This window comes from Rhodoplanes roseus (assembly GCF_003258865.1).
Taxonomy (GTDB): Bacteria; Pseudomonadota; Alphaproteobacteria; order Rhizobiales; family Xanthobacteraceae; genus Rhodoplanes; species Rhodoplanes roseus.
This window is the reverse complement of sequence record NZ_NPEX01000022.1, coordinates 1-12,574: the sequence shown is the minus strand read 5'-3', so window position 1 is coordinate 12,574 and position 12,574 is coordinate 1. Positions and strand designations below refer to the sequence as shown.

Annotated in this window: 12 protein-coding genes and 1 riboswitch; of the genes, 6 read left to right on the top strand and 6 right to left on the bottom strand. The window is 69.1% G+C overall.

Features of this window, described 5'->3' with window-relative positions; genetic code table 11:
• Positions 1-156: 156 nt before the first annotated feature.
• Genes CH341_RS05285 through CH341_RS05275 form a run of 3 tightly spaced genes read right to left on the bottom strand, consistent with a single transcriptional unit; the run spans position 157 to position 3,159 of the window.
• Complete coding sequence (locus tag CH341_RS05285; RefSeq protein WP_111417988.1) at positions 157-474, bottom strand: AtuA-related protein; 318 nt, start codon at positions 472-474, stop codon at positions 157-159.
• Positions 475-476: 2 nt separating this feature from the next.
• Complete coding sequence (locus tag CH341_RS05280) at positions 477-1,817, bottom strand: acyclic terpene utilization AtuA family protein (RefSeq protein ID WP_111417987.1); 1,341 nt, start codon at positions 1,815-1,817, stop codon at positions 477-479.
• 28 nt (positions 1,818-1,845) lie between these two features.
• Positions 1,846-3,159, bottom strand: a complete 1,314-nt coding sequence (locus CH341_RS05275; protein WP_111417986.1) for a CitMHS family transporter — start codon at positions 3,157-3,159, stop codon at positions 1,846-1,848.
• A 274-nt stretch (positions 3,160-3,433) separates the two neighbouring features.
• Between CH341_RS05275 and CH341_RS05270 the strand changes: the two genes are divergently transcribed.
• Positions 3,434-4,333, top strand: a complete 900-nt coding sequence (locus tag CH341_RS05270) for a LysR family transcriptional regulator (protein ID WP_111417985.1) — start codon at positions 3,434-3,436, stop codon at positions 4,331-4,333.
• A 230-nt stretch (positions 4,334-4,563) separates the two neighbouring features.
• On the opposite strand, the gene CH341_RS05265 is transcribed toward CH341_RS05270, so the two are convergent.
• Positions 4,564-5,859 (bottom strand): hemolysin family protein, encoded by a 1,296-nt coding sequence (locus CH341_RS05265; protein WP_111417984.1) that lies wholly within the window; start codon positions 5,857-5,859, stop codon positions 4,564-4,566.
• A 158-nt stretch (positions 5,860-6,017) separates the two neighbouring features.
• Between CH341_RS05265 and CH341_RS05260 the strand changes: the two genes are divergently transcribed.
• The gene (locus CH341_RS05260; RefSeq protein ID WP_111417983.1) at positions 6,018-7,199 is read left to right on the top strand and encodes a pyridoxal phosphate-dependent aminotransferase; all 1,182 of its coding nucleotides are present in this window, start codon (positions 6,018-6,020) and stop codon (positions 7,197-7,199) included.
• A 226-nt stretch (positions 7,200-7,425) separates the two neighbouring features.
• On the opposite strand, the gene CH341_RS05255 is transcribed toward CH341_RS05260, so the two are convergent.
• The gene (locus CH341_RS05255; protein ID WP_111417982.1) at positions 7,426-8,370 is read right to left on the bottom strand and encodes a sugar kinase; all 945 of its coding nucleotides are present in this window, start codon (positions 8,368-8,370) and stop codon (positions 7,426-7,428) included.
• An 8-nt stretch (positions 8,371-8,378) separates the two neighbouring features.
• Complete coding sequence (locus CH341_RS05250) at positions 8,379-9,614, bottom strand: acyl-CoA dehydrogenase family protein (protein ID WP_111417981.1); 1,236 nt, start codon at positions 9,612-9,614, stop codon at positions 8,379-8,381.
• 255 nt (positions 9,615-9,869) lie between these two features.
• On the opposite strand from CH341_RS05250, the gene CH341_RS05245 reads away from it, so the two are divergent.
• The 4 genes from CH341_RS05245 to CH341_RS05230 all read left to right on the top strand — a co-directional run bounded on the left by CH341_RS05245 (position 9,870) and on the right by CH341_RS05230 (position 12,474).
• A complete protein-coding gene (locus tag CH341_RS05245) occupies positions 9,870-10,862 on the top strand; it encodes a L,D-transpeptidase family protein (protein WP_245430887.1) in 993 nt (330 codons plus the stop codon).
• Between the two features lie 85 nt (positions 10,863-10,947).
• Positions 10,948-11,019, top strand: a riboswitch (Fluoride riboswitch).
• Positions 11,020-11,094: 75 nt separating this feature from the next.
• Positions 11,095-11,484 carry a fluoride efflux transporter CrcB gene (gene crcB, locus CH341_RS05240; protein ID WP_111417979.1) on the top strand — a complete coding sequence of 130 codons (390 nt, stop codon included), beginning with the start codon at positions 11,095-11,097 and terminating at the stop codon, positions 11,482-11,484.
• A 17-nt stretch (positions 11,485-11,501) separates the two neighbouring features.
• Positions 11,502-11,846: a DUF190 domain-containing protein gene (locus CH341_RS05235; protein ID WP_111417978.1), complete on the top strand. Its 345-nt coding sequence runs from the start codon at positions 11,502-11,504 to the stop codon at positions 11,844-11,846.
• Between the two features lie 43 nt (positions 11,847-11,889).
• A complete protein-coding gene (locus tag CH341_RS05230) occupies positions 11,890-12,474 on the top strand; it encodes an NAD(P)H-dependent oxidoreductase (RefSeq protein WP_111418010.1) in 585 nt (194 codons plus the stop codon).
• Positions 12,475-12,574 lie beyond the last annotated feature (100 nt).

Here is a 12,574-nt window from a genome sequence, read left to right as displayed (position 1 = left end):
CCGAGCCCGGGACGACGGGCTCGGCGGCGCAGAGGACGACGACCGCGACCGGTCGCTCTGACTCTCGGCGGTCCTCCACGGCCGCCTGCGCGGGGCAGACGGGACGTCGCACTGGAGGCTCGGCCGTGCCGGTCGCGGTCTTCGGGGGTGGAAACCTCAGGCTTGCTCCTCGTCCGGGACGTCGAGATCGAGCAGCGCCGACGACAGCGATTTTCCATGAGCGTCGAGCGCCAGCGTTCGGGTGACCCCGCCGCCGAGCGCCTGATACATCACGAAGTTCAGCGCCGCGATTCGTGGAAGCTCGTAGCGAACCACGTCGCCCTTCACGATGCCGGCGAAATGGGTCTTTACGCGCTCGGCCGTGACGTGGCGGCATAGCCGCTCCCAGTCTTTCGCATCGTAGGCGATGACCGAGATGTTCGATGTGTTGCCCTTGTCTCCCGTGCGGGAGTGGGCGAGCTGGCGCAGCTTCATGATCACGCCTCCAGGATCCGGACCGACGATCCGACGAGCGCGCGCGGCAGCAGCACCGACTGCACCGCCACGACCTCGCGGGCCGACTTGAACGCGCCGCCGCCGCCGGCGGGGCCGTTGGTGTAGAGCGTCTCGACCTCGTTGCCGATCTTCACGGCCTCGGCGAGCGTGTCGGTGCGGCCGGTGACGCGGATCCGCACCTCGTAAGGGTCGGCCCCGGTCGCGCCGCGGGCTTGCCCGTGCAGCGAGTCGATACCGATCAGGTCGAAGCGCAGCTCGGTGGTCTTCACCTGCATGAGCGCGAGGCGCTCGCGGACGATGTCCAGGGCGAGCTTTCCGCGCGCCACCGCGCCCGGACCCGCATAGGAGATCTGGCCCTCGCCGACATAGCTGTCGATGTAGCCGACCGAGACCTTCAGCGTGCCGGTCCTCTCACGTCCGGTGCCGCCCGTGACCCGCACCTGGTCGGGCCCGATCTCCTCCACCGCGACCGCGGAGAAATCGGCGACCACGTCCGGCTGGAAGTAGTTCTTGGGGTCGTGCAGCTCGTAGAGGAGCTGCTCCTTGACGGTCTGCGGCGTGACCTTGCCGCCCGAGCCGTCCACCTTGGTCACCACCAAGGTCCCGTCCTCCGACACCTCGCCGATCGGGAAGCCGAGCCGGCCGAGGCCCTCGACGTCCTTGACGCCGGGATCGGCGAAGTAGCCGCCCGTCACCTGCCCGGCGCATTCGAGCAGATGGCCGACCACCGTGCCCTTGCCGAGCTTGTCCCAGTCGTCCACGGCCCAGCCGAACTCGCGGATCAGCGGCGCCATGAACAGCGCCGGATCGGCGGCGCGGCCCGTGATGACGACGTCGGCGCCTTGCGCCAAGGCCTCGACGATCGGCGCGGTGCCGAAATAGGCGTTCGCCGAGACGATGCGATTGCCGAGATCCGTCGTCGAGCCGCCGGTCTCCTCCAGCCGGTGCGGCGTCTCGCGGATCGCCTCGATCACGTCGTCGCCCGACACGGCCGCGATCTTGAGGCCGGTCAGCCCGAGCGACTTGGCGATCTCGGCCGTCTTCCTGGCGCCGGCCTCGGGATTGGCCGCGCCCATGTTGGTGACGATCTTGATGCCCTTCGCCTTGCAGGTGGCGAGCACGGCACGCATGCGCGGCTCGAGCAGCGGATCGTAGCCGAGCGCCGGGTTCTTCATCTTGGCCTGCTGGGCGAGCGCGATGGTGCGCTCGGCCAGGCATTCGAAGACCAGATAATCGATGTCGCCCTTCTCGGCGAGCTCGACGGCGGGCTCGATGCGATCGCCGGAATAGCCGGCACCCGAGCCGATTCTGATGGATTTCACGACACGTGTCCTTTCGTTCGGGCGGCGATCAGAGCGGGAGGATGCCGAGCACGACAGCCGTGATGGTCATCACGATCGACGTCGCCCACAGGAACAGGAAGGTGAACTTCTGGTGCTCGCCGAGGTCGATGCCGCACAAGCCGACCAGCAGGAAGGTGGCGGGCGTCAGCGGGCTGACCGGGAAGCCGACCGTCATCTGGCCCATGATGGCGGCCTGACCCATCTGCACCGGCGCGACGCCGAGCACCTTGCCGGCCTCGGCCAGCACGGGCAGGACGCCGAAGTAGAAGGAGTCCGGGTCGAACAGCATGCTGAGCGGCATCGACACCAGGCCGAGCACCACCGGCATGTGCTGGGCGAGGTCGGTCGGGACGTTGCCGGCCGCGAACTTCGCCATCTCGGTGAGCATCTTGGTGTCCTTCATGATGCCCGTGAAGACGCCGGCGGCGAGCAGGATGGAGGCCATCAGCAGAGCCGCCTTGGCGTGCGCGTCGATGCGCTCGCGCTGATCCTTGACGTCGGGGTAGTTGATCAGCAGCGCCACGACGGTGCCGACCATGAAGCACACGACCGGCTGCGCCACCTCGGTGATCATCGCGGCGAGCACGGCGAGCACCAGCGCGACATTGACCAGGAACAGCTTCGGACGGACGAGCTTCTTCTCCGCGTCGGAGAGCTCCGGGCGGGTGTAGGAGACGGCGATGTCGCCGCCGATCGTGCCGGCCGCGGTCAGGCGCTTCTCCTCGCGCAGGCCGAGCAGGAAGGCGACCGCGAAGACGAACACCATGCCGACGATCTGCACCGGCAGCACCGGCATGAACAGCTCGCCGATGGAGACGTGCAGCGCCGTGGCGGCGCGCAGCGTCGGGCCGCCCCAGGGCAGCATGTTGGCCGTGCCGGCCGCCATGGCGACCACGCAGGCGAGGATCCGCTTGTCCATCTTCAGGCGGTCGAACAGCGGCAGCATGGCCGGGATGGTGACCAGGAACGTGACCGCACCGGAGCCGTCCAGATGGACGATCGCGGCCAGCACGGCGGCGCCGAGCACGATGCGCGACGGCCGCACCCCGACGACGCGGAGAATGCCGTTGATGATCGGATCGAGCGTCCCGGCATCCTTGACGATGCCGAAGAACAGGATCGCGAACACGAACATGCCGACCACCGGCGCGATGCTGCGCACGCCGTTGACGGCGAACTTGCCGGTATCGGCCACCGAGAAACCGGCGATCAGCGCGCCGATCATCGGAATGATGATCAGCGCGGCCATGGGGGAGAGCCTCTTGGTGAGGATCCCGGCCAGGACGACGAGAATGACGAGTAGCCCGATCAAGGCGAGCATGGCGTTACCCTAAGGGTCCGTCGGCCGCGGGCGCTGCGTGACCACGCACGCGATCCGAAATGATGAGGACGCGACCGGATCTCCGCGTCCGTGGGTCGGACACGGCGCGATCGCCGGTGTGGGCCGTCGTGCAGACTCGGAGGCCAGCCCCGACAGAGGCGGCTGACGACGCGAAGGTGACGACGTCGCTTCTTCTTCGGGGGCACCATCAGCACTACGCGTGCGGCTGGATAAGACAATTGAAATTAGTTTATTGCCACGATAATGAAGCGTTATGGACATCACGCTTCGCCAGATCCGGGCCCTGCTGGCCATCGTGCAATCGCGCAGCTTCACCAAGGCGGCGTCGGTGCTGCACCTGTCGCAGCCGGCCCTGACGGTTCAGATCAGGAACCTGGAGGCGGCCCTCGGCGTGAAGCTGCTCGACCGCAGCAACCGCGCCGTCGAGATCACACGGGTCGGGATGGAGCTGCTGCCGGTGCTGCAGCGCACGCTCGGCGACCTCGACGCGGCGCTGGTCGACATTCGCGAGATCGGCGCCGGCCGCCGTGGCACCGTGCGGATCGCGGCCCTGCCGAGCTTCGCGGCGTCGCTGCTGCCGCAGGTGATCCTGACCTGCCGGCGCGACAACCCGGCGCTCGCCTTCCTGGTGCGCGACGCCATCGCCAGTCACGTGGTCGCCATGGTGCGCAGCGAGGAGGTCGATCTCGGCCTCACCGGCGGCAGCGTCGCGGACGCCGAGCTCGACGTGCTGCACCAGACCACCGACCATCTCTGCATGATCTATCCCGACGGCCATCCGATCGGCCGCAAGCGCCGGATCGGCGTGGAGGATCTGATCGAGCTGCCGCTGATCCTGACCAATCCGGGGACCAGCCTGCGCGACGTGATCGACGCGGCGCTGCTGGGGATCGGCCACACCGCGACCATCGCCTGCGAGGTGACCTACATGATGTCGGCCGTCGCCATGGTGCGGGCCGGCCTGGGCGTCACGGTGCTGCCGCGCTCCGCCCGCGAGGTCCATGTGGAACGCGGCCTGCGCTCCAAGGCGATCGACGACCCCGCCTTCGTGCGCCAGATCGCCCTCGTGAGGAAGAAAGGCCGCACCCTGCCGCCCGCCTCGGTGACGTTCCTCGACGCATGCATCGCGGCCATGCAGACGATGGAGAGGTGAGCCGTTCGTTTGCGTTCGCCGCCACCGCATCGCCGCGCTTTCCTTCACCTCTCCCCGGCGGAAGGCGTTGCACACCCCGTCATTCCGGGGCGCGCCTAAGGCGCGAACCCGGAATCCAGCGCCGAACTCGGCATTCTCGGCTGGATTCCGGGTCCGGCGCGAACGCGCCGTCCCGGAATGACCAATGACGCAAAGCCTTCCGCTGGGGGAGAGGTGAAGAAGAAGGCCGTTCACACCGCCTTCGCGGGCGGTGAGAACAGGAGCTTGTCGATGCGGCGGCCGTCCATGTCGATCACCTCGACGCGCCAGTCGCCCACCGCGAACGTGTCGCCCTCGACCGGGATGCGGGCGAGGCGCTCGAGCGCCAGGCCGGCGGCGGTGTGGAACTCGCCCTCCGACGCCGGCAGTCCGAGCTTCTGGGCGAGATCGTCGATCGGTACGCGGCCGTCGACCAGATAGCTGCCGTCGGTCCGCGGCGTGATGTCCTCGGCGAGCAGCTCGTGCTCCTCCGGCAGATCTCCGGCGATCGCCGACAGCACGTCGTGCAGCGTGACGAGGCCGAGGAAGTCGCCGTACTCGTCGACCACGAAGGCGACGTGCACCGGCACCTTGCGGAACATCTCCAGCATGCGCAGCACGCTGACGTTCTCGGGCACGTAGACGGGCTCGCGCAGATGCGGCTCGACCTGGAGGCCCTTTCCGGCGATCAGATCCTCGACCAGATCCTTGCGCTGCAGCACGCCGAGCGGGCGGCCGAGATCGCCGCCGCGCGCCACGACGAGGCGCGAGTACGGGCACTCCGCCACCTCGCGGGCGACCTGCTCGGGCTCGTCGTCCAGATCGATCCAGTAGACGTCCGGCCGCGGCGTCATCTCGGCCGCGATCGGGCGATCGGCGAGCGCCAGCACGCCGTGGATCATCTGCTGCTCGATCTCGTCGATGACGCCCGCCTCGGTGCCCTCCGCGATGGCGAAGCGCACCTCCTCCTCGGTCACCGAGGCGCCGGAGCGCTCGGGCACGCCGAGCAGCCGCAGCAGGCCCGACGAGGAGCGATCGAGAATCCACACGAAAGGCCGGAACACGCTCGACAGGATCACCAGCGGCCGCGCCATGCGCGACGCGATGCTCTCCGGCGCCGACAGCGCGATCTGCTTGGGCACCAGCTCGCCGAGCACCACCGACAGCGACGTGATGGCGACGACCACCAGCACCACCGAGAGCTGATTGCCGTAGGGCGCCACGTAGGGGATCTCGTCGAGCACCGGGCCGAGCCGCTGGCCGAGCGTCGCGCCGCCGAAGGCGCCGGACAGAATCCCGATCAGCGTGATGCCGACCTGCACGGCGGAGAGCAGCCGGCCCGGATCGTCGGCGAGCGCCAGCGCCTGGGCGGCGCCGGGGCGCCCCTCCTCCGCCATCTGCTGCAGGCGGATGCGCCGCGACGAGACGACGGCGAGTTCCGCCATGGCGAAGAAGCCGTTCAGCCCGAACAGGACGAGCAGCACGGCGATTTCGAGGAGTACGTCCATGTCCTTAAGGTAGAGCCCCGATGGCCGAAAGCAAATGGCCAGGGTTTCTTGTCCTGCATGCGCGGTTTGATCTTTCGCAGCGAATCCGCGCACGATCACGCGCACGAGCCTATCCCACCCACGCCCAAGTTCCCATAACAAATTCAAAGGAGAGAACGATGCTCGAGACCGTGGCGAGCTTCGACCGTATCGGCGAGGAGAACGCGTTCGCGGTGCTGGCGCGGGCGACCGAACTCGCCGCGAAGGGTCGCGACATCATCAATCTCGGCATCGGGCAGCCCGATTTCCGCACGCCGGGCCATATCGTCGAGGCGGCCGTGCAGGCGCTGCGCGACGGCGCCCACGGCTACACGCCGGCGGTCGGCATCCTGCCGCTGCGCGAAGCCGTCGCAGCCGACCTCCACGCGCGCTACGGCGTGACCGTGTCGCCGACCGAGGTGATGATCATGCCGGGCGGCAAGCCCACCATGTTCATGTCGATCCTGATGTTCGGCGAGCCCGGCATCGACATCCTGTATCCGGATCCGGGCTTCCCGATCTACCGCTCGATGATCGAGTTCACGGGCGCGCGGCCGATCCCGGTGCCGATTCGCGAGGAGAACGGCTTCGCGTTCTCGGCCGAGGAGACGCTGAGCCTGATCACGCCGCGCACGCGGCTGCTGATTCTCAACTCGCCGGCGAATCCGACCGGCGGCGTGACGCCCAAGGCCGAGATCGACAAGCTCGTCGCCGGCCTGGCGAAGTGGCCGAAGGTCGCCGTGATGTCGGACGAGATCTACGACCACATGCTCTACGACGGCGAGAAGCACGTCTGCCTGTTGTCCTATCCTGAGATCCGCGACCGGGTGATCCTGCTCAACGGCTGGTCGAAGACCTACGCGATGACGGGCTGGCGGCTCGGCTACGCGGTGTGGCCCGGCAAGCTCTACGACAACGCGCGAAAGCTGGCCGTGAACCTGCACTCCTGCGTCAACGCCGCCGCCCAGTTCGCCGGGCTCGCCGCGCTCACCGGCCCGCAGGACGAGGCCGAGGCGATGGTCGCCGAGTTCGACCGCCGGCGGAAGGTGGTGGTCGACGGCCTCAACCGGCTGCCGGGCGTCTCCTGTGCGACGCCGAAGGGCGCGTTCTATGCCTATCCGAACATCACGGGAACGGGCTGGAAGGCGAAGCCGCTCGCCGCGGCATTGCTCGACGAGGCCGGCGTCGCCGTCATCGGCGGCCCCGATTTCGGCGTGCTGGGCGAGGGCTATATCCGCCTGTCCTACGCCAACTCGACCGAGAACATCGTTCGCGCCCTCGAGCGCATGGCGACGTTCCTGGCCGAACGCAAGGCGGCGTGAGGGCGGGTCCACCGCAAGCTCAGTGCCGCGGGGCGCCCCCTCCCCGACCCTCCCCCACAAGGGGGGAGGGAGCGGGCTGCGGTGTGCACCGGCGTTTTTCAGTTCGACGAGCTCATTCCCGACCCGCCATCCGCATGCCGCGGAGCGGCTCCAGCGTTCCCTCCCCCCTTGTGGGGGAGGGACAGGGAGGAGGGTGAGCCACACGGCACGACGCGCGACGGACCCCTCAGTGCACCGCGCCCTCGGTGCGCGGCATGATGGCGCCGCGGTGGCGGATCACCTGGGCGGCCAAGCGGTGGGCGGCGCCGGCGGCCTCGCCGGGCGACTGGCCGGCCAGGCGGGCGGCCAGATAGCCGGCGTTGAAGCCGTCACCCGCCGCGGTCGGATCGACCGGCACCACCACCTCGGGCACCGGGACATGGGCGTGCTCCTGCAGCGCGTGCTGCTGCCCGGAGGCGCCGAGCACGGCCCCTTTCGGCCCGTTCTTCACCACCACCTCGGTGATCCCGAAGGCCTGCAGGCGCTCGATCGTCGCCTCCGGACTCGGATCGCCCCACAGCAAGGCCTCGTCGTCGAAGGTCGGCAGCGCGATGTCGACCCGCTTGAGCGCCTCCATGTAGACGGCGCGGGTGCGGCCGGCGTCGCCGCTCCAGCCGCGCGGACGGAAGTTCCCGTCGAACGCCACCTTGGCGCCGTGCTGGCGCGCCAGCTCGACGATCGCGAGGAAGCGGCCGAGCCCCTCGTTGGTGTAGAGCGACAGCGTGATGCCTGAGAAATAGATCAGCCGCGCGGTCAGCAGGCCCTCGGCGATCCGGCCCCAGTCGGGCAGCTCGAACAGCGCGCGGGCGGGCGCCGCATCGCGCCAATAGTGGAACACGGCCGCGCTGCCGGCGCCGGTGTCGGCCAGATAGAGGCCGGGCAGCCGGCCCGGCACCCGCAGCATCAGCTCGCCGCCGACGCCCTCGGCGGTGGCGAGCGACACGATCTGGTCCGAATAGACGTCGTCGCCGAGCGCGGTCGCATGCGCCACCGGCACGCCGGCGCGGGCCAGATAGATGGCGGTGGAGAACGCGTCGCCACCGCAGGAGAGGGAAAAGCGCCCGTCCGCACCGCGCGCCAGCTCGATCATGACCTCGCCGACCGTGACGACGCGGGTGCGGTTCTGACTCATGAGGACACTCAACTCTCCGGGCCGGCGTACTTGCCGGCCGTATGGGGAAATAGGGCCTTGACGATCTTCATTTTCGAAATGTCGACGGTCGCGTCCATGTGCAAGAAGATCGAGGCGTCACGAAACAGCTTTTCGACGCCGAAGTCGAGCATCACGCCGTTGCCGCCGTGCAGCTCGAGCGCGTGCTGGGCGACCTTGAAGATCTCCTCCGAGGCGTAGACCTTCGCCATGTTGCACAGCGCGTCGGCGTCCGGATCCTTGTCGTCGACGGCGCGGGCGGCGCGGTCGAGCAGCGCCCGCACCGCCTCCAGCCGGGTCGCCATGTCGGCGATGCGCAGCGCCACGGCCTGGTGCTTGATCAGGATGCGGCCGCCCTGCACGTAGTTCTGCACGTAGTCGGCCGTGACCTCGAAGGCCCGCATGCCGACGCCGAGATTCTTGGCGGCCTGGATGATCTTGCCGGGACGGAAATAGATCCCGGCGCGGCCGAGCGAGTCGTTCTCGACCAGCAGATGGTCGTCGGGGACGAACATGTCCTCGAACACCAGCTCGCCGTTGTTCATGAAGCGGCAGCCCATGGTCTCGTTGCAGCGCGCGACCGTGAGGCCGGGCGTCTCGCGCGGCACCAGGAAGCTCGACGTGCCCTGCAGCATGCCGACCGCCGGATCGGTGTTGGCGTAGACGACGTAGAGGCCGGCGTCGAAGCCGTTCGAGATGAACTGCTTGCGGCCGTTGATCACCCACCCGCCGCTTTTCCGCACGGCGCGGGTCTGCATCGCAGCCTCGGGGACGTTGTAGGGCAGCCAGCGGTCGGAGGCGCCGCGCGGCTCGGTGAGGCAGTGCGCCAGCAGGAACTGCGGGTCCTCCAGGAGCCGGCCGAACCACTTCTTCTGCAGGTGCTCGGGCGCCACATTGCGCAGCAGGACCGCCACCTTCCAGTTCTGCACCAGCTTGTCGGCGAGGCCCGAATCGCCGCGGGCGATCTCCTCGGCGATCAGCGCGAAGGTGCCGACCTCGCTCTGCGGATCGAGCTCGATGCCGCCGTACTGCTCCGGCACGCCGAGCGTGCGGATGCCGACCCGCTCGGCGCCTTCGAGAATCTCGGGCGGCAGCCGGTTGCCCGGCCGCATGTCCCATTCGCGCTGCCATTCGCGGCGGATGAACGGGATCACGACGTCGTCGACGAAGGCGCGGCAGGAGGAGCGCATCAGGCGCTGCTCCTCGGAGAAGTGGTCGTGGGGCATGTTTCCTCGTGCTCGTTGGCCGGGTTGTTATGACAGGCAGCATAGAGGGTGCGGACCGCTCGCAAAAGCGGCAAGCCGGCGCACGACGCGGCCGGCCCGTGGCATGGAGGTTGCGTTCTCCACAGCGGCACGGCATCGAGGCCGCCGCGCCGCCTGAACCAAATCGGCCCGGGCGCGTTGCCTCTCGATCCGCCGCCGCTCCGGGCCCGTCCGGACCCCGTCCGGAGGCCGCCGGAGTCGCCAGGAGCCAGAACCTTGCCGTTGCGCCGCCTTCGCCTCGTCTCCCTCGCCCTGCCGCTCGCCGCCGCGCTCGCCGCGCCGTTCGCATCGCCCGGACGGGCTGGGCCGCTGACCCCCGAGACCGTGAACGGCGCGACCTTCGCGGACGCCGCACCGAGCGGCCTCTCGACCGCGGTGCTCAAGGCGCAGATCCTGCTCGATCGGGCCGGCTTTTCGCCCGGCGCGATCGACGGCGTGCCGGGCCGCAACTTTCGCGGGGCGCTGGCGATGTTCCAGCGTGGGCAGGAGCTGGACGATCAGGGCGAGCTCGACGCCGCGACCTTCGCGGCGCTGACGGCGACCAGCGACGAGCCGGTGCTGACCGCCTACGAGATCACCCGGGCCGACACGGCGGGACCGTTCGCGCCCGAGATCCCGGAGCAGCTCGAGGACATGGCGCGGCTCAAGCGCCTCGCCTATACGGGCCCGCGCGAGCTGCTGGCCGAAAAATTCCACATCGACCCGCGCATGCTGGTCCTGCTCAATCCCGGCGTGCTGTTCGACCAGCCCGGCACCCGCATCGTGGTGCCCAGGGTGGCGCGCCAGACCGCCGCCCGGGTCGCCCGCATCGCGGTCGACAAGCAGGCGCGGCGCGTTCTCGCCTTCGCCGCGGACGGGCACCTCGTCGCGGCGTATCCCGCCTCGATCGGCAGCGACGACAAGCCGACGCCGTCCGGCACCTACACGGTGCGCCAGGTCGCGCGCGCGCCGGTGTGGCGCTACAATCCGCGGTTCGCCTTCAAGGAGGTGAAGACCGCGCGCGCCTTCAACGTCGCGGCCGGCCCCAACAGCCCGCTCGGCACGGTGTGGATCGGCATCACGGCGCCGAGCTACGGCATCCACGGCACGCCGGTGCCGGAGGAGGTCGGCGCGTCCGCCTCGCACGGCTGCGTGCGGCTGACCAACTGGGACGCGATGGCGCTCGCCGCGATGGTGCAGAAGGGCACGACAGTCGAGTTTGTCGACTGAGACGCTGGCCTGACCAGCCGGGTCCGGCGCGCCGCCCGCTCCTGCTCGGCCCCGTTGCCCGGCGCACGGGTTCCGGTTACCTTCCCGCCCCGATGGGGATGGAGTTCCCCGAAACCGCCCCGGGGCGATCCCGCAGGCTGATGACTCCTGCCGCGTGACGAGCGGTGGGACTCCGTCCCGAATCGCCCGTCCACGGCTCCGGTTCGGCGACACCTGATTCGGGACGACGGGAATGACGTATCTGTGGATCGCGATCGGCAGCGCCCTCGGCGGAGTGGCGCGCTTCTGGTGCTCGGGCGTGGTCGCGCGCCTGATCGGCGAGACCTTCCCCTGGGGCACCTTCACGGTCAACGTGGTCGGCTCCTTCGTGATCGGCTTCTTCGCCGTCGTCTCGGGACCGGACGGGCGCCTGATGGTCGGCACGCCGGTCCGCCAGTTCGTGATGATCGGCGTCTGCGGCGGCTTCACCACCTTCTCGTCGTTCAGCATCCAGACGCTCGAATTGGTGCGCGACGGCGAGTGGCTGCAGGCCGGCGGCAACGTGGTCGGCTCGGTGGTGCTGTGCCTGGTCGCCGTGTGGGCGGGCGCCGCCCTCGCGACGGCCTTCAACGCCATGCGATGAAAGCGAGGGATCGTGCCATGAGAATTCCGCGCGACGCCGTCCTGCTCCGCATCTTCATCGGCGAGGACGACAAGTTCGAGCACAAGCCGCTGTACGAGGCGATCGTGCTGAAGGCCCGCGAGCAGAAGCTCGGCGGCGCCACCGTGCTGCGCGGCCCGATCGGCTTCGGCCACTCCTCGGTGCTGCACACGACCAAGATCCTGCGGCTCTCCGCCGACCTGCCGATCGTTATCGAGATCGTCGACGCACCGGACAAGATCGAGGCCTTCCTGCCGGTGCTCGACGCCATGATGCCGAGCGGGCTCGTCACCCTGGAGAAGGTACAGGTCCTGCAATACGGCGAGCAGCGGAACGGAGCGTGAGACGCCGCCGAGCGCACCGCTCGGCGAGGCGACGGGAATGACCATGCGCGTGCTGGTGATCTACTGCCATCCGGTCGAGACGAGCTTCAACGCGGCGGTCCATGCCCGGGTGGTCGAGACGTTGCGGGCGGCCGGCCACACGGTCGACGACTGCGACCTCTACGCCGAGGGGTTCAGCCCGGTGCTGAGCCGCGAGGAGCGGCTGACCTATCACGACACGGCGATCAACCAGGCGCCCGTGCAGGGCTACGTCGACCGGCTGCAGGCCGCCGAGGCGCTGGTGCTGGTGTTTCCGGTGTGGTGCTTCGGCCTGCCGGCGATGCTGAAGGGCTGGTTCGACCGCGTGCTGATGCCGGGGGTCGCCTTCGACATCAGCGATCCGGCCAACGTCAAGCCGGCGCTGACCCATCTGAAGCGCATCGCCGCCGTGACGACCTACGGCCGCCCACGCTGGACCGCGCTGCTCATGGGCGATCCGCCACGAAAAGTGATCACGCGCTATCTTCGCGTCCTGACCGGCGGGCGCGCGAAGATCACCTACACGGCGCATTATCACATGAACGTCTCTACCGACGCGACACGGGCAGCGCATTTGGAGAAGGTGGCGAAGGTGATGAAGGGGATTTGAGGAGCTGTCATTCCGGGGCGCGGACGGTCGGGACGCGCGCAGCCGCGCGGTCCATGATCCCTGGTCGGGAAATGTCGGCGAACGATGACATTCCTAATTG